Here is a 17295-nt window from a genome sequence, read left to right as displayed (position 1 = left end):
CGCTAATGCGGAAAAACTTGCTCGGGACCATTTCCGGCGCGGATGCAGTCCAAAGGAATCCAGACGTTCCTCCGGCGGCGACATCGGCCCGTGCCGACTACGCGATGCGTGGCGCGTCTGGCGCCATGAGGCGGTCGCTGGACGAAATCGTCGAGGCATCTCAGCGGATCATGGACGGAGAAACGATCATTAGTCTCGATCCCGCGTTGATCGATCAGTCCCCAGTCCTTGATAGGATCCAGGAGGATGACGATGAGTATCCAGCGTTGCGGGACCTGATCAGGGCTTCTGGCCAAGACACCCCGATCCTCGTTAGGCCTCATCCAGTAAGTGGCGGGCGCTACATCGTCGTATTCGGTCGCCGGCGGCTGAAGGCCGCGCGCGAGCTCGGCCTACAGGTCAAAGCTGTCGTCAAACCGATGGACGACACGACCGCCATCGTTGCGCAGGGGCAGGAGAATGCAGCGCGCTCTAACTTGTCTTTCATCGAGAGGGCGCGCTTCGCGAAAAACTTGGTTGAGCTCGCCTACAACAAGGACACGGTCAAAGCCGCATTGGCGATCGATGACACGTTGCTGTCCCGCATGCTGTCGGTGGCCGAGCTGGTCCCAAATGTCGTCCTCGAAGCCGTCGGTGCGGCAAAGGGCGTCGGCCGCGATCGTTGGGAAGAACTGAAGAAAATCGTGCAGACGCCGACAAACGCCGAGAAGGCTGTGGCGTTTATTGCCAGCGAGAAGTTCGCCAATACGCAATCAGACGACCGCTTCAACACGCTCTTGAGCTTTTTGCAGGGGCAGCGAAGACGACAGACGAAGGGAAAGGCCGCACAATCTTCGACCTGGTCACCGCCTGATCAGACCGTCAAGGTCACGGGAAAGAGCAGCGGAAAATCTTACACACTGGCGCTCGCGGCCAAAGACGGCCCTCAGCTCGGCGCTTGGATTTTGAACAACCTGGAGTCGATCTATCGAGACTTCCGAGAGGCCAACAAAACAGGAGATTAGACGAGCAAAAGAAAAAGGCCCCCGAAACGACGTCCCGGAAGCCCTTCTCTGTAGTCTGGCAACTCTGAGAATCTCACTTCCGCGAATCACAGTCAAGAGTTCTTGACGCCTGTCTTTTCGGCGAGCGGATTTCTTTTGCCCTAAGCAAGGGTGAAAAACATGGAACCGCGCCTATCAACGACGCCCTTTGGGCGGCGATCACTGACGCTTGCCCACGTGGCAAGCCAAATGGTCGCAACGGAACGTCCTCCCGAAAAGATCGTGCACAAGTGGAAGATCTTCCACGCCATCTGCACGGCGCGGCCGCGCCTTGGTGTGTCGGAGCGCTCGCTCTCGGTACTAAACGCGCTGCTGACCTTCCATCCGGAGACGGCGCTCACCGGGGAGGGCGATCTGATTGTTTTTCCGTCAAACCATCAACTCACCCGGCGGGCGCACGGCATGCCGGCATCGACGCTTCGTCGTCACCTCGCTGTGCTGGTCGACGCGGGGCTGATCGTTCGGCGCGACAGTCCGAATGGCAAGCGGTATGCGCGAAAGGACAACGCCGGCGAAATCGAGCTCGCCTTCGGTTTCGATCTGTCGCCGCTGGTCGTGCGATCGGAGGAGTTTGAGCGCCTGGCGGCCGATATCGAAGCCGAGGCCCGCGCACTCAAGCTCGTACGAGAACGCATCACGCTGTGCCGGCGCGACATCGCGAAGATGATTGCAACTGGCATCGAGGAAGCCGTCCCGACGCGAAGGGGAGGGCAGGGGCCGGCCGATTGGCAGGTCGTGCACGCCGCCTTCCGCGCGATCGTCGATCAAATTCCGCGCACGGCCACGCGCCAGCAGCTCGAGCCGATCGCCGACGAGTTATCTCAGCTTGCCGACGACGTGTTCAATCTTTTGGAAGCACACATCAAATCCAAGAATCCGAGCGCCAATGAGTCCCATTCTGAGCGCCACATACAGAATTCAAAACCAGACGCCCCTATTGAACTTGAACCTGTCCTTCGAGAAGGCAGGGCGGCGGGAGCTGAACCAAAACCTCAACCCTCGCAAGTCGGGGAGGGGGCGTATCCGTTAGGAATGGTCCTGAGTGCGTGTCCTGACATCGTCGATTATGCGAAGGGTGGGGTTTCGAACTGGCGCGATTTCCTCGCTACCGCCACCGTTGTGCGATCGATGCTAGGCATCAGCCCGAGCGCCTGGGAGGAGGCTCAAAAGGTTATGGGCGAGGTCCCCGCAGCCATTGTCGTCGCGTGTATCCTGCAGCGCGGGACGGCGATCAATTCTGCCGGCGGTTATCTGCGCGGCCTGACGCGAAAAGCCGAGGTCGGCGAATTTTCGCTTGGCCCGATCCTGATGGCGCAGATCAATTCTCGCCGGCGAGATAAGCAGCGGGCGTAAGGCGATGAGGCGCCGTACCCAGGTTGCCTTTTTCGTGTGATCAAATTACCCGCGCTAATCCGGCTGCTGCGCCGGGTCGACGCAAAGCGTTCGGAGAATCGTCATGGCAAAACACCCTCCAATCATCCTCATGCCGTTCTTCCAGCCTCGTGATGAAGGCGCCGCGGAGCAGCGGATGTACGTGGCAGGGTTCGCGGACGAGGCGGGCGAGGCCTGGGGGACGCTGATTCCGTTGGATGCGAAGATGGTCGAGCACGCCGTTCTGAGACAACAGACATTCACAGTCTGGTGCGACTCCGACGGTCGCATCCAACCGCAGCCGAGGAGCGACAGTCTGTTTGAAGAGCTCTTGGAGAAAGGCCAATTGGAGGAGACCCCTCTCGATGAGCTCGTCGCCGAAGCCATCGAACAGGGCAAGAATGAACCCAATGAAGAGATCCTCGATATGTTCGAGACCTTGCATGAGCGGCTGGCCCGGGCGGAGGGCATGGTCGCTGACGAGATCGCGCGGCGTAGGCGATGACTCCTCGCGTCGCGGTCAGCGCGGTTCAGTGCTGTAGGGCCAGCTTGTACTAACGCCGAGCACCGCGACCGCAGACGGCCTACACCCGGTCCGGTCAGGACGGTCAGGCGAACACTCGTCGCGGTCGATGAAAACATAGGAAACCGACGACCGTGCCGCGCTCCGACTAGTCTTAAGCTTCGCCGGAGCCAGAAAACAGCGCCGTCGGTGGCGTCGCGCGCGGCGGCGGGAGGGTCCGACCGCCCGGGGCTCCTGGTCTGCTCTTGAGATCGTATCGCTGGGCTAGGTCGAGTAGCCGCCGCTTGGTGAATGGGTCCGCGTTCTCGGCTAGATCGCGCGCCCGCTGCGCGAAGCTCCTGTAAAATTCTTCCACGACGCCACCCCCGCAACATACCTGAAAGCCGGATTTCAATGCTGGACGCGCTCCACGTCAAGCGCGTCTGGTGCATACGGACAAGTTTCGGCGATCTACTTGTGCTCGCGGCGCACCGGGAACTAAGCTGGCCCCGGCAGGGAAAAACCATGACTCCGCTCTACCTGAGCCGGAAGCTGTGCCCGAAGTGCGGGAAGCCGATGACGGCTGTGCCCGACGACGTCGCGCCGGGCCAGCCGCGCTACGTCTGCCTGGTCTGCGAGGACGATCCGCTGCGCGATCCCGCCGCCCGGAAGTGGGCGGAAAGCCCGCTGCGGCCGCCGGCCAAGTAGCGTCCAACAGAAATCGGACCGGCAGCTGGGTTGCTGCGGAGGCCGAGTGTGCTCTCAACCCTCTCCAACGCTGTGGAGTCGCATCCCGCACTTCCTAGCTGCGTTCGACGCGCGTGCCGGCGAAATCGTCCCGGACTCGGCGGCCGGCAAGTCCAGCGACGCTAGGACGGGCTTGCAGCCGCATGGCGAGAACGTCGGCAGCCTCGCTATCGATCTTGGGATGGCCACTTCGACAGGTGCGCCGATGTTGCTGAAAGCGACAGCTTCCTTTGAAAGGGATGATGCGGCGCTTAGGTGGCCTGCTGAGGTGAACTACGTTCGCTGCGACGCCCGTTGCGTTGAGACCCGAATGGCCGATAGGGCCGCCTGTCTTCATTCCATGTGTTTTCGCGACGGGCGCACCCATCTGCGTCCTCGATAAAGGCTGGTCTGACCGAAGGGCGATCCCGCTTTGCGGGCTCTCGATCTTGTCCCTGCAACGCCCGTCCTCGACTTTCTTCCCCTGGCGCTGCGCGCCATTCCTCGCGGTCCAAGAAAGTCGCTGCCGGCCGCCCTCCATTTCATTTCGGCCCTTTGGGTGCAGGTCGATCGCCTCCGGTCTCACGACCGCCATCGAGGACGCGATAGGCGCGGCCCGAGAAAACAAAGGGAATGAGACAATGGCCACCATCGGCACACACCTCCACGGGCAACGGCTTCTCCGGCGCGATCAAGACGCTCAACCTCAACCTCAACGTCAAGGCCAAGCTGATCCGCGTCGAGAACCCTTCCGACAAGGGACCCCACTTCCGCATCTACTCAGGCAACGTCGAGCTGGGTGCTGCCTGGCAGAAGACCGCCAGGAACACCGAGCGCGACTACCTCTCCGTCAAGCTGGACGATCCGAGCTTCCCCGCTCCGATCTACGCCACCCTGACCGAGGTCGAAGGTGCGGAAGGTCTCCAACTGATCTGGTCTCGGCCGAACCGGGACTGAAGCTCAGTCAGTGGGCTCCGCCGCAAGGCGGAGCCTGCTTCCCTTCGACCGGAGATGCGATCATGACCATCGACATCATTGAAGAATTGCGAGCCGAGCTGCGCGACTGCGTATTCACGTCGGCGGAGCGCAAGATGCTCGAGCTCGAGCTAGCCGAACTCATCCGCCAACGCGACGAAGCGCTTGCAGCCGGGGAGGGGGCATAAGCCCCCTCGACTTGCGTCTTACGACGCACCGTCGTTAGGGGCCGCTCCTCCGTTCAGAACATCTTTCATGGCTTTGGCAGGTGTAAACGTCAGCTTCCTGGAAGCTGCGATCGCAATCGTTGCGCCGGTCGATGGATTGCGGCCCTCACGAGCGGGACTATCCTTGACCTTGAACTTGCCGAACCCAGGAAGGCTGGTCTCGGCTCCGCTTACCGCCGCATCAGTGATCGCCTTGAACACGCTATCGACGATGGTTTTCGCCAGAGCCTTTGTGAGATCGTTCTCGGCTGCGATCTTGTAGGCGATTTCATTGGCAGTTGTCATGGGACGAGCTCCGTCTTGTTTCGATTTTGCTCGTCTGACACCAAGGCCGTGGAACAGATAGAGCCGGCATCAGGCAGAGCCGTAATCCCCGAAAAATTGTCAGACTATTTTTTCGACCGCGACAGCGTAACCGCGCCTCCGCTTGGCGCGCTCCATGCGTACGAATGCTTCGATCGCCTCCGCACGACCATCGAAGGTCTGCACCATGGTCTTCGCGTGACGATCCTCTCGCGACCGTGTCGACAGCAGTGGTCCAGCAACGAGCACGGTCCCAGCCGCGCTTGCCAGAATTTGTTCCTCCCGATGGCGATGTAATGACCTGACTCTTCTGGCAGGGGATTCGCCGGCTGAATTCCGGGATCGTTCCGGTGACCGGATTCGCAATCGTCTGTTGGTTCAAACCAACATCCGCCACGACTTGATTGGGCGAGGAAATGCCGCCCGCGCCGTTAGACCCATTTCGGACCTTAAGATGAAGACCATTGTCATCAACAATCAAAAGGGCGGGGTCGGCAAGACGACGCTTGCGGTGCATTTGGCCTGGTTCATGGCGGAAGCGGATCTCCGCGTTCTCGTGATCGACGTTGATGCGCAGAGCAATGCGTCGGATACGTTGAGGCACTACGCCGGTTCAACGTCAGCCGCGGATCTGTTCAAGCCGGGGATACGGGTCGTACCTCGGGAAGACGAAGGCCTAACGCTCGCGCCGGCCGATAGCTCGCTCACAGATCTCGATCGCAGCAGTGCGGCCGCCATAACGACTCTGCAAGAGAACCTCGCTGTCGCGTCGGATCAGTTCGACGCCTGCGTCATTGACACGCCGCCATCACTTGGACTGCGCAGTGTCGGCTGTTTGGTTGCGGCGTCGCATGTGCTCGCTCCCATTTATCTTGAGGACTATTCGATCAAAGGCGTCAAAGGTCTGATGCAGACCGTGATCGGCGTGCAGAGACGCTATGGCCGCCAAGATACGAAGTTCCTCGGGTTGCTGCCTTCGAACTTCAACACGAAATCGCCCCGTCAAAGGACGCATCTTGAGCAACTCTTGCGCGAGGCTGGCAAATATGTGTTCCCCGGCCAGATCGTTGCGAGGGACGGCTACGCTGAGGCGGTCGCGGAACGCCTGCCGGTCTGGAAGCTGAAGCGCCGCTCTGCGCAGGAGGCTGGCCGGGAAATCCGCGAGGTTCTCGCCAAGATCGTCGCGCAAATGGACGAGCCGGCACATGGCGCTTGATCTCAGCTTTAAGCAGCTCATCGACGCCGCGGAAGATGCTGACGCCCCGATCGGACAACCGATCTGCATCGCCATCGACCGCATTGACGAAGATTCGGACCAGCCTCGTCGCAGCTTCGACGAGCAGAAGCTCGAGGAGCTTGCGGAATCATTCCGTCAGCATGGCGTCCTGCAACCGATCGTGCTGAGGCAAGCAACGGAGCAAGGCCGGTACGTGATCATCATGGGTGCGCGGCGGTATCGTGCTGCTAAGCGCGCTGGTCTCCGTGACATCCCGGCTTTCATTCATGCGGTTGGTTCTGCGGATCGTTATGTCCAGATGATCGAGAATATCCAGCGCGATGACCTCAATGCCCCCGAAATTGCGGCATTCATCGCGGACCGCTTGGAGCGGGGTGATAACCAAGCCGACATCTCGCGCAAGCTCGGCAAGCCCAGGGACTGGGTGTCTCGCTACGCGTCGGTTCAGAGCATGCCGGAGTTCCTCCGGTCGAAGCTTGCCGGCTCATCAATCCGTGCTGTGTATGAACTCTATCAGGCTTGGCGTGAGCAGCCCAACGCCGTCGAGACTTTATGCGCAGCACAGGAGAGCTTCACCGACGCCCACGCCCGTCAGCTGGCTCGCAAAATTCGCACCGAGGTCCGCGGTTCCCCTGCTGATGGGGACGGGCCCCCTGGAGCTCAGCCCGCACGAAGTCTGATCGCATCGCAAGTGGCATTGCGACCCATCGAGCGAGACCGCGTGACGGCTCTCGCAGAAAGGCGCTCAAACACTTCGGTCGATCGGAACGAGCGAAAGAGTCCATCACTGACGATCAGAGTGCGTCACCAAGATCGCACGGGCTGTCTTCTGGTCGATCGACTCGCATCTCAAGGCTCACGGCACGCAGTGCTGTTGGTTGATGGCGCAGAGGAAGCGGAAGAGGTTCCAGCATCGACCACAATCGAAGAGATCCTTTTTGCATGAAGCTGGTCTTAAACAGCCTCCTCAGAAAAGTTGCCACAGTTGGTGCGCCGGCGGAGCGGATTTCCCATCCGAAGGATGGCGCGTTAGCGCAGCAGCCGGAGGCCGAACGCGCCCCCCACTGCGCTTTAGAGAGGCCGGAGGCTGCTGGAAAGCCGCGGTCCACATATTCGGCTCCGATGTTGCCGATCTGCGCGCACAGCGTTTGTGGAGAGCAAGGATTAGGGGCGGCGGCTGCGTCATTCCAAGAGGAATTCTCCGCATCGATCGTCGGTCGGGTCGGATTTCACCTGCCGCAACTCCCGAGCTTTGAAAGCCGACCCCGTTGGTTTGAACCAACATTGAGGGGGTGGAGAAATCCGCGTTTTCTAGTGCAGGATAGGCTTCGCGCCAGCGATGTATTACATCGCGAATTGGATTGGAGTGCATGGCTCTGATCTCGCTTCGCGTCCCGGACGAAGTCGCGGCGCAGTTCTCAGTTCTTGCCGCTACCCAGGGCGGCAAGTCCGCGCTGCTGCGGCGTCTCATTGCTGATGCACTAGCGGCGCCGGCGCCGCGCATCTTGGCATTGCCGGTCGGACGACCGGAAAAGGTCACAGTGCGATTTCGTGAGAGCGAGATGCGGCAGCTTGCGGAAATCTCACATCAGCGTGGCATGACGCGTACCGGCTGGATCGTTGCGCTGGTGCGTTCGCGATTGGGATCACCAGCGCAGCATTCGCCTGAGGAGCACGACGCGCTTCGAGCGATCGTTCGCGAGCTCAACCGGATCGGCGCCAACATCAACCAGATCGTGCGTGCCGCAAACACCAGTGTGCTGCAGGGCAGGGCGGTTGAGCCGGATCTATCCGCAATTCAAGAGGCCAAATTGGTCATTGAAACAGAGCTCTCGCGATTGCGTAATGCGCTGCGCAGTAACGCGGATTATTGGGATGGACGGCGATGAGCCGACGCCACTCGCCTCGGCCGACCGATCTGGCCTCCGAGCTTCCGCCGATCTCGTATGTCTGGGAAACGCCCAATCGGCGCCCACGGCGGGCCGAGTGGGATATCCCCGATCCGGCCGCGCCCAGTCGCCTTACGCCGGCGATGCGTACAAAGCTCGAACGCATCGTGCGCCGAGCGCCAGAGGTGATGGTCAAGATCACTGGTCGCACAAAGGGCGTGGCGCATCTCAAGTCGCACCTCTCATACATCACGCGAAATGGCGAGCTCGAAGCGGAAACAGAGCAGGGCGCGACGCTGGCGGGTCGTTCCGGATTGAAAGATCTGCAGCAACGCTGGGAGGATGATGCCAGTCTCGACGACAAGCGCCGGCGTGATGCATCGCTTTCGGTCAACATCATCCTGTCGATGCCGGCTGGCACCGACGCCGTCGCAGTCAAGGATTCAGCCCGAGCATTTTCCATCGAGACGTTCGGCTACAATCACGACTACGTCTTCGTCCAGCACCTCGACGACAAACATCCCCACGTGCACTTGACCGTTCGGTCCCTCGGGCATGACGGCAAGCGCCTCAACCCGCGCAAGGCGGATCTTCAAGCCTGGCGGGAACGGTTTGCTGGCGAACTCCGGCTTCGCGGGATCGCGGCGGAGGCAACGCCGCGGCGAACTCGCGGACGCGTTCGAAAGGCCGATCGCGGGGCGGTGCTCGCTTTACGCAAGCGAAAGATCACGCCCGAAGTAGATCGGCTCGCGCGGGAGGAAGTTGTCCGCGAGGTGAGGAACGACAAGACGACCAAACGACCTTGGGAGGCGCGAATCCGATCACGTCAGGACGCGATCCGGCAGCGATATCTCGACTACGCGGCCGAGCTGCAGCGCTCTGGGACGGCGCGCGATGGCGTGCTCGCGCGACAGATCCGTCAGTTCGTCAAGGACATGCCCGCGGTCGAAACCCGCCGACACGTGTTGAAGAGGGAGCTTTCGAAGCTTGCCGATAACCGGCGTCACGACGCGGAGCAGGGCGTCAATGCCGACCAGCGCAGCGACACGCGAGGCGACGAACGCAGCAAGTAGCCAACCGCGGGTTTGGGCCTGAAATCGATCAACCAGTATTTGGGCGATGCCGGATGGACTGGAATTTGTCGCCACGTTCGATACGCCTGGAATATATCCCAGCTGCTGCTCGAGGGCGACCAGGGCCTGCCGGGCTACCTCCAATGTTGTCGTGGCCTTGCTCAAGGCGTCCCACGCTTCGTTCGATCGCGAGACTGCCGCCAGGCCAGTTTGAAACAGATTGTCTTTGACTGATGGTGCGCCGTCTTCGAGGATTGCGTGTTCAATATCGGGGAGCATCCGCGTCAGCGCTCCCTGCGCGGAAGCTTCAGCTTGCTCCTGGCTCTCAACCGTGGCGAGGGCTTTGCGATATTGCCGCAGCGCCCCGATGGCTTTCTTTTCAAGATCAGCTTGGTCGCTCAATGGCTTTCTCTTCCCGATAGATGTTCGAGCCACAAGATGCCACTTTGAAACAAACGAAGGTTTAACGCCGAGCAAGCCGCGGCGCCGCGTTGAAGAGATCAATTCTTGATCAATTATTTGTCGGGCCCTTGAGCCCGGCTAGCGGATTGCGAAGTCACCAGCAATAGAATCCTCGATGTCCTGGACGACGAGGAGGTTGTCCAAGCTGTATGGGAAGTGGAGCGGGTGGCGAAGCCCAAAGAGCAAGAGGATTGCTGTCCATCTCAGGAAGATAGACAAGGAATCGGCGAACCGATCGCCGTGAGGCGCGCGGTAGTCCGGCGCACTCATTCCACGGGAAATCGAAGGCGTGCACGTGCAGCGATGTGTCGCGGTCGGAATCGCGAGCCCAAAACCAGTGGAAGGAATTCGACGGGCGGCCGCCCCTCCTCGTTGGGTGGCGTCTGTGGTTTCGCAGCCGCGACTGTCGCCATCCCCCAGTTTTGGACGGCATTTGGTATTGGTTGGTGGGCTGACCGAGGGGTATATAGGGACGCAGCCCTCTCAAGGCTGAAACAGGGGTTCGATTCCCCTAGGGAGCGCCATAAATTCAAACAGTTAGTGGACCGGCAGAACTGGGTGTCCAGTTTGTGTCTCGTCACATTCAAGGCGCGTGCGCTCGCCAATATTTGTCGGCGCGAGAATTCAGCCGCGAAGTCGATCACAGTTCCAGAGCTATTTGGGCGGGACTTTGGTTTCCTGGCTTGCGAATCCCGATACGGAAACACATCGAGCAGCCTGACGGCCTTTCATCGGGAAGAGGGCCTTCAGCAGTTCGGCGGAAACCGATTCCAACGCACTGCGGCTCTCGACGGCGCCTGCGACCGACCGGCTCCGCGAGATCAGTGACGGCGAAGGAACGCGCGTGCTGCCGATCCGCGTGGGGCAGTCTCTTTCGTTCCAGGAAGAGCCTGCGACGGTCTTATGCAGGATCACCAGTTGCCGCCAAGATCCGCCGGATTTCCGGTGCCTTCAGGTTGATGATAATCTGAGTAACCCAGTGTATGCCGCTCTTGAGGTTCGATCATGAAATCCGGCGGAGGATCGCTGTACGGCCGCGATAGTGGCGACGCACCGGCGCAAGAAGTCGGCGTATTTCTGCCCGTCGGGGAAGTCTTTCCCGGCGTGAAGGCCAGCGAACAGGCACTGGTCGAGGTGCTCTCCGTCCTCAGCCGCGACGACACGCTCTTCATGTGTGCCCGCCTCAACATCATCGTCTCCGGTTCCGGCGATTTCGAGGTAAAATCTCGGCAGCAGCAGGCGATCGACAGCATCTGCAGTTCCGAACAGATAGCCCGCATTAACGCATTTTCGTTACGTCCGACCGGCTCAGGCTTACCGATCGTATTCTTCGCTGGGCAACTGCGCGAGCTAATGCGGTGGGCTTCCAGACATTGCAAAAATCTCCCCGGAGACGGGACCACCTATGCAAACGCCTCGCAGAGGGAGCGCTTCTTCATGGCGGCGCTGATCGCCAGCGATATTTGGGCACGACGCGTTTACGGTGACAAGCTGACTGTCGACGACGATATCGTTGCGGTGAGGCGTCGCGCTATTGGCGCGTTCAGGAAGGGCGTCGACGAGACGAACCTCGCACAGCACATGGGCACCGCCATCGGGCGTGGCCTTGCGCTCTTCACCGAATACATGCCTCGGCACTATCCTGACTTTGGAGATGTGTTCGAGAAGGCTACCGGTCTGACACTTCGCCTTATCTCGGCTGCGCCACCACGATGTCGTACGCGGAAGGCCAGACGTCCGGGAATGCGACGAACGAAATTATTGCGTTGGCCAACGATCAAGAGCTTGCGCTGTCGGCATTGATGGGAGGCTTCCATAGGCCGGAGCCGGGCGTGGACGAGAAGAGGATGAGTCACGAGCAGGCGTTCCAGTACCTTTGGCGCAGATTCGTGGCGCCTATGGAACGTTGAGGGGACCGAATTCCGTGCTTCCTCTCGCCGGCATCCAGCGGATCCGGCAGCAGCGTTATGGCGATCGGCAGCGTTTTTGGAGGCCGGCAGCAATGAAATCATCCACCTCTCATAAGTGTGCGATTTCAGATGTAGCGAAAGATTGGTCGATCGATGCGCCTATTGGGCGCGTCGAGTGCAATTTCTGGCTGGCCGACTTCGCGCCGGCACAACCCCCGGGCAGGGTTCCTCGCGAGGGGATCGAAAACTGAAATTTTTCAGTATGCTCCCGCGCGGAGGGACTTGATGGGCTCGGTTAGCGCCAGCGTCTTTAGACGGCTTTGGAGGCACGGAAGGTCGTGGCGGATTGGCGCTGTGAGGTTTCGGTCGCTGCTTTGGGAGCGCTTGTTCGGCCACGACGTGTTCATTTCCTATTCGAGAACTGACTCATCGGCCTATGCGCGCGCGTTGCATGAACGTCTGATAGCGAAAAAGTTCCGTTGCTTTCTTGACGAGCACGAGTTTGCGATCGGCGAAGCTCTTTCGGGAGCTACGCGCCATCACGTAACGGCGAGTTCGGCGATGGTGGTCATCGCATCTGAAAACGCGATGCTTTCACCACACGTCAGGGCCGAAGTAACGGGCTTCCTCGCGACCGGGCGCCCGCTCGTTCCCATCAGTGTAGGCAAGGCGTTGCAGCGGAGCGGAAATGAACAGCCTTGGATTGCCGTCCGGAAGCTGATTTGGTTCGACGAAGACGCGTTAGCACTGACTAGCGGACCGACTGCGGGCGCGATTGACGCGCTCGCCAACTCCTTCAACGTGACCAAGCGTCAAACACAGCGGGCGAGAGTATTTCTTTTTGCCGCAGTCGTCGTCAGCGTCCTTGCAGCGATGGCCCTCGCGATGGCGATCGTATCCTATGACCAATGGCAACGTGCCGAGCAAAGGGCGGTTGTGATCGAATCGCGTCGTCTCGCTGCGCAGGCGCGCCTTGCGGTCGAGCAGCAACCGGTACGGTCGCTCATATTCGCGGTCGAGTCGGCCGAAACCATGCGAAGAGCCGGCAGGGAAGTTCTGCCGGAAACCCAAGAAACCCTATACGCCGTGCTCGGCAAGGTCGGGGGTCTTCCTGTTGGCAACTTCGCTGACCGCGTCACGCAAGTCGCCGTTAGCGGGGACGGTGTTTGGTTCGCGGCCGGTGACAATAAGGGTGCCTTGGCTGTCTGGGCGAACTCCTCCTCGCAGTCGCCGAGCCGGATTTCCCTGAAGGGCGCCGAAAGCGTCTCCGGGCTCGCTTTTCTGCCTAGCGGAGCCGGACTAGTCGCTGCGTTCGGGGACGGACGTGCGTTGATGTGGAGGGCTCCCTTTGTGGAAGGCTCCGCTCCGGTCGGCGAATTCGTCTGCCAGACGAATGATTTGGCGGCTATGTCCGTCAGTCCAAACGGAAAATGGCTCGCATTATCGACCTTTTCATCGGGCGACCTTTGCGTTTTCGACCTGGAGGCGCAGGGCAAGGAAGCCGCACCGTTCCGCGCTAAGTTCGAGAAAGGTAGCAGCAGTACGGCACTCGCATTCAGCGGAAGTTCGAAACTTCTAATCGCCACATCCTACGCGTCGAACCATCCGTTGATCGTCACTTTGGACGAGCGGCCGATGGGAGACGTGCGGCCGAAGAGCAGGTTTCCATACTGCCATTGTCGCACGACACGTCGGCTTCCGGGCCGATTTCCGCCAGTCCGGACGGACGCCGGCTCGCGGTGGTGTTGGGCAACCGCACGGTACAACTCCTAAAGCTGGAACAGGGCGGGAAGGTTCAGTCGAAAGTCAATCTGAATGGCCTTCCCACGGGTAACATCGGTGGATTGGCATTCGATCCCGGATCGACCCGGCTGACGGCCGCCGTCGGAAGCGCCCTCGTGACGTGGTCGTTTGATTCCACAGGGACCACGGAAACGCCGCGGATACTTTTCGGGCATGAAGCAGCGATCAGCGCTCTAGTGTTTCTTAACGACGGAAAGGCGGTCACGGGGGCGCGCGATAGGACCGTCCGGTTATGGGGGACGCGCGAACAGCCCCAACGATTGGCCGGCCACGAGGAGTTACGAAGCAGCTTCTATCCTGGATACGGCCTGCGTTGGTTGAATGACGGTAAGGTTCTGGTTACGTCGAGCCGTTTAACCAAACAGATCAATTTCTGGACCACATCGGTCGATGGCTCGATGCGACGGACTTTAGTGCTGCCGGCGACAGCGCATCCGACGCGATCGCTAATGGTTGATCGTAGCGGTACCTTATTGGTAGCGAGGCCCTGGGACGACCTCGTGGGAACAGACAAGCCCGAATCCGCTCTCACTTGGCGGTTGGTCGATGGCCTGCCTTCGGGTAATGCGACCACGATTTCCGCCGGCGGCGAAGCCATAAAATCCATAGCGATCAGTCCGGATGGAAAGTGCATGGCGGTGACGGTCAAGGACGGAGTCCGCCTCCAGTCCTTGGAAAAGGAAGCCGTTACGACTCTCACCAAGTTGGGCCAGGTCGAATCCGTCGCGTTCGCCTCGGACTCGCTCCTCATCGTCGGCGCTCTGAACGAACTCTTTTTGGCGAAAATTGCGGGATGCAAGGAAACTTCCCGGTCGACGCGACCGTTGAACTTGGTCACACGGATCGTCGTCGCTCCCGACCAATCCTGGGGGGCTTTGGCCAGCGGGAAAGATCTGTACATCTGGCGGTTGCGTGATGGGGGAGCGGAAAATTTGCACCGCTTGGGGTCGCATGCGGAGTATGTTTCCGATCTGTCGATTTCTCCCGATGGAAATACGCTTGCTTCGGCCGGCGCCGACCGCTTGGCCTACATTTGGCGCGTATCGAATACGACCGCTCGCCTTCGTGCCACCCTGGGCGGCCATGCTCTAACGATCACCAGCATCGCGCTCTCCAATGATATGGCGTTGACGACGAGCATGGACCGCACGGCAAGACTTTGGCGACTCAGGCCGAACGGAGCCGATCAGATATTTCTCGAAAACAGCGCCGGGTATTTCTTCGCCGCGGCGTTCTCTCCGGACGCAGAACGCGTAGCGGTGGCAGGCTACGATGGTGTGGTACGGGTATGGAATACAAGCCTGGGAATGCTCTTGGCCAATGCCAGGGCCTTTGCGGGCCGCAATCTGACGAAGTGCGAGTGGAGCGGCCTTTATGATAATCTGCCTTATCGCCGGAGCTTTGCCGAATTTGGCGAACCGGCTGAAGACGCCAAGAATTCCTGTCTGCCGACCCGAAATTGAAGGACGCGTCGCGCGCGGGATCCGTCCGGTCGGTGTCGGCAACCGCGGGCCCCGACGTTCAGTTCATGACCTTGTTCCAGTCGACAACGTGGCCCGCTGCCCGCAGCTCGCGCGCCAACGCCTGCTTCCAGGCTCCGTTGTCGTCCATTACCTCCCAGACTATTCCCGCTAGTTCGCTGGGGATCTCCATGTCGCCCCGCTTCAAAGCGCAGACTTTGTTTCTTCCGAGCTTGCCGATGAAATAGCCGAGTTCGAGGACCACATTCTGTCGGGGACGAGGCACCGGGATTCCGCCCTTCAGGTTGCCCATGTCATCCGGCGTCAGGAGTACGACCGCGAATCCCACGTCGCTGTTGGCCTCGACCTTCTCGATCACGGTCAAGCCGCGGTTGGCCTGTTCGTGAAGAATGACCGACTGGAATCCGACGCTGTCGAGGAAACGCGCGACGGCATCCCTCGCGCCGGTGTCCTGTCCGTGCACGATGAATACCCCTTTTTGAGAGCGGAAGCACGAGTTTGGTAGGTGAGTTCGCCCCGTTGAGGACGTAGGTCTTGTAGTCCCGCAGGAACGGAATGATGATCTGGCTCGTTGCGGCTTGGACGCCGGGCAGGATCTTGCTGCCGGTGTAAAAGTAGACATGACCCAACTGCGCCATGTAATCGGGATTTTCGGCGAACTTTTCGATCAGCAAAAGCGACAGTCCTAGGACCTTTTCAGTGCTGTCAGGCCAAGCGAGCTCGGCGCTACCCATCATTCCGCGTTGGGATCTCTCGCTTTCGGCAAGAAAGGCATCCAGATTCAGATCCTGCGTCAACGCGGCGTTCGCGGTGGCGAGATCAGGGTGTCTGAGAAGGCGCGCGAGCGCCTTCAGTGGGCGGGGATACGACTGGAGCGTCGCGTTCTGCAAATCGAGCACCGCGTTAGTGATTTGCTTGAACAGGTCGAGTTCGGCGGTCACGCTTCGTCGCCCTCCAAGCGGGCGGCCGCAGCTTTTTCGAGTATGCCCTGACGGTAGGCTTCCTTCATTCCGTCGGCCATCTGAGCAACGATCGGATTCGATCCGTAATCGCCGAGCTTCTCGTCGACGATCCGCGCGATTTCCGTGATGGCGGTTTCGATGCTGCCGGGATCCGAGGGATCGAAGCTCACGCTGCCCAGCTCGCCGTCGATTCCCTCAAAGGCCTTGGCGGCCTCTTCGAGCGTCTTTGCTAGTCCGTCCAGTCCGCGGATTATAGCGTCCCTTTCACGGTGTGCCTCGGTTTGGCTGCAGCACGCAGGGACTCACTTTACTGGGCGATTCGAGCCTGGACGTCCACATTTTGTTCTCTATCTGATAGTATGTGTGGCCGAGTTCGCTGGGCGGTGAGTCGTGGTCGTCTCAAATGCCGGAACACAGGAATTGTGAAGACAAATGAGTACGCCCTTTGACGAAAACAATCCGTTGTGGCGGGCGATCGCAGGTAGCGGTTCCTCCGAGCCGCGAAATTCGCTCGCCGATTTGATTAATCCTCCTCCACTCTCACCATTCGGGTCCCTCGCATCCGGAATGGGGTCGCTTCTCGGCACGGTCCAGACAAAACGGCGGCGCGTGTTCTTTGCGTTTCACTACGCCGATATCCTGCGCGTGAACAATGTGAGGCTTTCCGGTGAGTTCACCAAGTCCGCTTCGAATTCCGGGCGCGATCTTGAAGGCTTCTACGACAACAGTCTTTGGGAAAGCCGTAAACGCAGCGGCGACGATGCGATCAGGAATCTGATTCGCGACGGCGTGAAGAATAGCTCCGCCGTGTGCGTGCTGGTAGGTTCGGAAACCTGGTCACGACCCTGGGTCCGGTACGAGATAGCCCGTGCCGTGATCGATGGGCGCGGCATTCTCGCCGTTCACGTCAATGGCCTCAAACACCATCTTCTCGGTGTCTCACATGCATGCGGCACAAATCCGCTCGACTTCCTGGGAGTCTATAAGGCCGTCCAGCCGGGTATCCTGAGCAGTCCCAAATATTACCTATATGAACGCAAGACCGTCTGGAACGGCTTCCAGTATGTGCTCGAGTGGCACCCGTATGACCAGTATACCCATCCGATCGACCGCCCCCAGTGGCTGGCCGACCCGCCGCCGGGTTATTTGTTTCCACTCTCCGCGAACGCCGCGGTGTACGATTATGTCGGGGGCGTGGGTCACAAGAATATCGGTGCATGGATCGATGCGGCCGCCATCGCTGTAGGCCGCTAAAGCTGAACCCTTTCTCGATGTCCGTCGCCTGGCCGGGATTCTCGGCCTAGGAGGTTTCCGGGGTGCGATCCTTGGAA

Annotated in this window: 17 protein-coding genes, 1 tRNA gene and 1 pseudogene; 15 read left to right on the top strand and 4 right to left on the bottom strand. The window is 60.1% G+C overall.

Annotated features, from left to right (window positions below; genetic code table 11):
• Positions 1-5 precede the first annotated feature (5 nt).
• From repB to K359_RS0137035, 3 genes are all read left to right on the top strand, one after another.
• Complete coding sequence (gene repB, locus K359_RS0137045; RefSeq protein ID WP_029083778.1) at positions 6-1004, top strand: plasmid partitioning protein RepB; 999 nt, start codon at positions 6-8, stop codon at positions 1002-1004.
• A gap of 159 nt (positions 1005-1163) precedes the next feature.
• A complete protein-coding gene (gene repC / locus K359_RS0137040) occupies positions 1164-2396 on the top strand; it encodes a plasmid replication protein RepC (protein WP_029083777.1) in 1233 nt (410 codons plus the stop codon).
• Between the two features lie 103 nt (positions 2397-2499).
• Complete coding sequence (locus K359_RS0137035) at positions 2500-2919, top strand: hypothetical protein (RefSeq protein ID WP_029083776.1); 420 nt, start codon at positions 2500-2502, stop codon at positions 2917-2919.
• Between the two features lie 172 nt (positions 2920-3091).
• Here the strand turns inward: K359_RS0137035 and K359_RS64815 are convergent, their stop codons facing one another.
• Entirely contained in the window at positions 3092-3292 is a 201-nt protein-coding gene (locus tag K359_RS64815; RefSeq protein ID WP_084518634.1) for a hypothetical protein, read from the bottom strand.
• Between the two features lie 149 nt (positions 3293-3441).
• Here K359_RS64815 and K359_RS0137030 point away from each other — a divergent pair, with 149 nt between their 5' ends.
• From K359_RS0137030 to K359_RS63590, 3 genes and pseudogenes are all read left to right on the top strand, one after another.
• Positions 3442-3624, top strand: coding sequence for a hypothetical protein (locus K359_RS0137030; protein WP_029083775.1), 183 nt, complete (start codon positions 3442-3444; stop codon positions 3622-3624).
• A gap of 659 nt (positions 3625-4283) precedes the next feature.
• Positions 4284-4599, top strand: a pseudogene (locus K359_RS54120) (DUF736 domain-containing protein).
• Between the two features lie 62 nt (positions 4600-4661).
• Positions 4662-4805, top strand: coding sequence for a hypothetical protein (locus tag K359_RS63590; RefSeq protein ID WP_198031229.1), 144 nt, complete (start codon positions 4662-4664; stop codon positions 4803-4805).
• An 18-nt stretch (positions 4806-4823) separates the two neighbouring features.
• Here the strand turns inward: K359_RS63590 and K359_RS0137010 are convergent, their stop codons facing one another.
• Complete coding sequence (locus tag K359_RS0137010) at positions 4824-5129, bottom strand: HU family DNA-binding protein (protein ID WP_029083773.1); 306 nt, start codon at positions 5127-5129, stop codon at positions 4824-4826.
• Positions 5130-5601: 472 nt separating this feature from the next.
• Here K359_RS0137010 and K359_RS0137000 point away from each other — a divergent pair, with 472 nt between their 5' ends.
• The 8 genes from K359_RS0137000 (at position 5602) to K359_RS0136955 (ending at position 14984) form a co-directional block, all read left to right on the top strand.
• Positions 5602-6363, top strand: coding sequence for a ParA family protein (locus tag K359_RS0137000; RefSeq protein WP_029083772.1), 762 nt, complete (start codon positions 5602-5604; stop codon positions 6361-6363).
• The gene (locus tag K359_RS0136995) at positions 6353-7330 is read left to right on the top strand and encodes a ParB/RepB/Spo0J family partition protein (protein ID WP_029083771.1); all 978 of its coding nucleotides are present in this window, start codon (positions 6353-6355) and stop codon (positions 7328-7330) included. The genes K359_RS0137000 and K359_RS0136995 overlap by 11 nt, the downstream gene beginning before the upstream one ends.
• A 424-nt stretch (positions 7331-7754) precedes the next feature.
• Positions 7755-8273 (top strand): MobC family plasmid mobilization relaxosome protein, encoded by a 519-nt coding sequence (locus K359_RS0136990; protein WP_029083770.1) that lies wholly within the window; start codon positions 7755-7757, stop codon positions 8271-8273.
• A complete protein-coding gene (locus K359_RS0136985; RefSeq protein WP_029083769.1) occupies positions 8270-9346 on the top strand; it encodes a relaxase/mobilization nuclease domain-containing protein in 1077 nt (358 codons plus the stop codon). Before K359_RS0136990 ends, K359_RS0136985 begins: the two co-directional genes overlap by 4 nt.
• 914 nt (positions 9347-10260) lie before the next feature.
• Positions 10261-10332, top strand: a tRNA-Glu gene (locus K359_RS0136975).
• 481 nt (positions 10333-10813) lie between these two features.
• Positions 10814-11611 carry a hypothetical protein gene (locus tag K359_RS0136970; protein ID WP_029083767.1) on the top strand — a complete coding sequence of 266 codons (798 nt, stop codon included), beginning with the start codon at positions 10814-10816 and terminating at the stop codon, positions 11609-11611.
• Between the two features lie 491 nt (positions 11612-12102).
• Positions 12103-13491: a toll/interleukin-1 receptor domain-containing protein gene (locus K359_RS0136960; RefSeq protein WP_198031228.1), complete on the top strand. Its 1389-nt coding sequence runs from the start codon at positions 12103-12105 to the stop codon at positions 13489-13491.
• Complete coding sequence (locus K359_RS0136955) at positions 13464-14984, top strand: WD40 repeat domain-containing protein (RefSeq protein ID WP_156928854.1); 1521 nt, start codon at positions 13464-13466, stop codon at positions 14982-14984. The genes K359_RS0136960 and K359_RS0136955 overlap by 28 nt, the downstream gene beginning before the upstream one ends.
• A 58-nt stretch (positions 14985-15042) precedes the next feature.
• Here the strand turns inward: K359_RS0136955 and K359_RS64810 are convergent, their stop codons facing one another.
• Together K359_RS64810 and K359_RS0136945 are read right to left on the bottom strand one after the other, a co-directional pair.
• Positions 15043-15624, bottom strand: a complete 582-nt coding sequence (locus tag K359_RS64810) for a TIR domain-containing protein (RefSeq protein WP_084518632.1) — start codon at positions 15622-15624, stop codon at positions 15043-15045.
• Between the two features lie 315 nt (positions 15625-15939).
• Positions 15940-16134, bottom strand: coding sequence for a hypothetical protein (locus K359_RS0136945; RefSeq protein ID WP_245284827.1), 195 nt, complete (start codon positions 16132-16134; stop codon positions 15940-15942).
• 262 nt (positions 16135-16396) lie between these two features.
• Between K359_RS0136945 and K359_RS57600 the strand changes: the two genes are divergently transcribed.
• A complete protein-coding gene (locus tag K359_RS57600; protein WP_245284826.1) occupies positions 16397-17218 on the top strand; it encodes a TIR domain-containing protein in 822 nt (273 codons plus the stop codon).
• The last annotated feature ends 77 nt before the right edge of the window (positions 17219-17295 follow it).

This window comes from Bradyrhizobium sp. th-b2 (assembly GCF_000426785.1).
GTDB classification, from domain to species: domain Bacteria; phylum Pseudomonadota; class Alphaproteobacteria; order Rhizobiales; family Xanthobacteraceae; genus Bradyrhizobium; species Bradyrhizobium septentrionale.
The sequence above is the reverse complement of the archived record's forward strand: the minus strand, read 5'-3'. Positions and strand labels throughout refer to the sequence as shown.

What these genes read in the sequence shown, in the direction of transcription:
- K359_RS57600 (WP_245284826.1), top strand. Translation starts at nt 16,397, where the DNA reads ATGAGTACGCCCTTTGACGAAAACAATCCGTTGTGGCGGGCGATCGCA.
- K359_RS0137000 (WP_029083772.1), top strand. Translation starts at nt 5,602, where the DNA reads ATGAAGACCATTGTCATCAACAATCAAAAGGGCGGGGTCGGCAAGACG.
- K359_RS0136990 (WP_029083770.1), top strand. Translation starts at nt 7,755, where the DNA reads ATGGCTCTGATCTCGCTTCGCGTCCCGGACGAAGTCGCGGCGCAGTTC.
- K359_RS0137010 (WP_029083773.1), bottom strand. Translation starts at nt 5,129, where the DNA reads ATGACAACTGCCAATGAAATCGCCTACAAGATCGCAGCCGAGAACGAT.
- K359_RS0136970 (WP_029083767.1), top strand. Translation starts at nt 10,814, where the DNA reads ATGAAATCCGGCGGAGGATCGCTGTACGGCCGCGATAGTGGCGACGCA.
- repB (WP_029083778.1), top strand. Translation starts at nt 6, where the DNA reads ATGCGGAAAAACTTGCTCGGGACCATTTCCGGCGCGGATGCAGTCCAA.
- K359_RS0137030 (WP_029083775.1), top strand. Translation starts at nt 3,442, where the DNA reads ATGACTCCGCTCTACCTGAGCCGGAAGCTGTGCCCGAAGTGCGGGAAG.
- K359_RS0136985 (WP_029083769.1), top strand. Translation starts at nt 8,270, where the DNA reads ATGAGCCGACGCCACTCGCCTCGGCCGACCGATCTGGCCTCCGAGCTT.
- repC (WP_029083777.1), top strand. Translation starts at nt 1,164, where the DNA reads ATGGAACCGCGCCTATCAACGACGCCCTTTGGGCGGCGATCACTGACG.
- K359_RS0137035 (WP_029083776.1), top strand. Translation starts at nt 2,500, where the DNA reads ATGGCAAAACACCCTCCAATCATCCTCATGCCGTTCTTCCAGCCTCGT.
- K359_RS64810 (WP_084518632.1), bottom strand. Translation starts at nt 15,624, where the DNA reads ATGTCTACTTTTACACCGGCAGCAAGATCCTGCCCGGCGTCCAAGCCG.
- K359_RS0136995 (WP_029083771.1), top strand. Translation starts at nt 6,353, where the DNA reads ATGGCGCTTGATCTCAGCTTTAAGCAGCTCATCGACGCCGCGGAAGAT.
- K359_RS63590 (WP_198031229.1), top strand. Translation starts at nt 4,662, where the DNA reads ATGACCATCGACATCATTGAAGAATTGCGAGCCGAGCTGCGCGACTGC.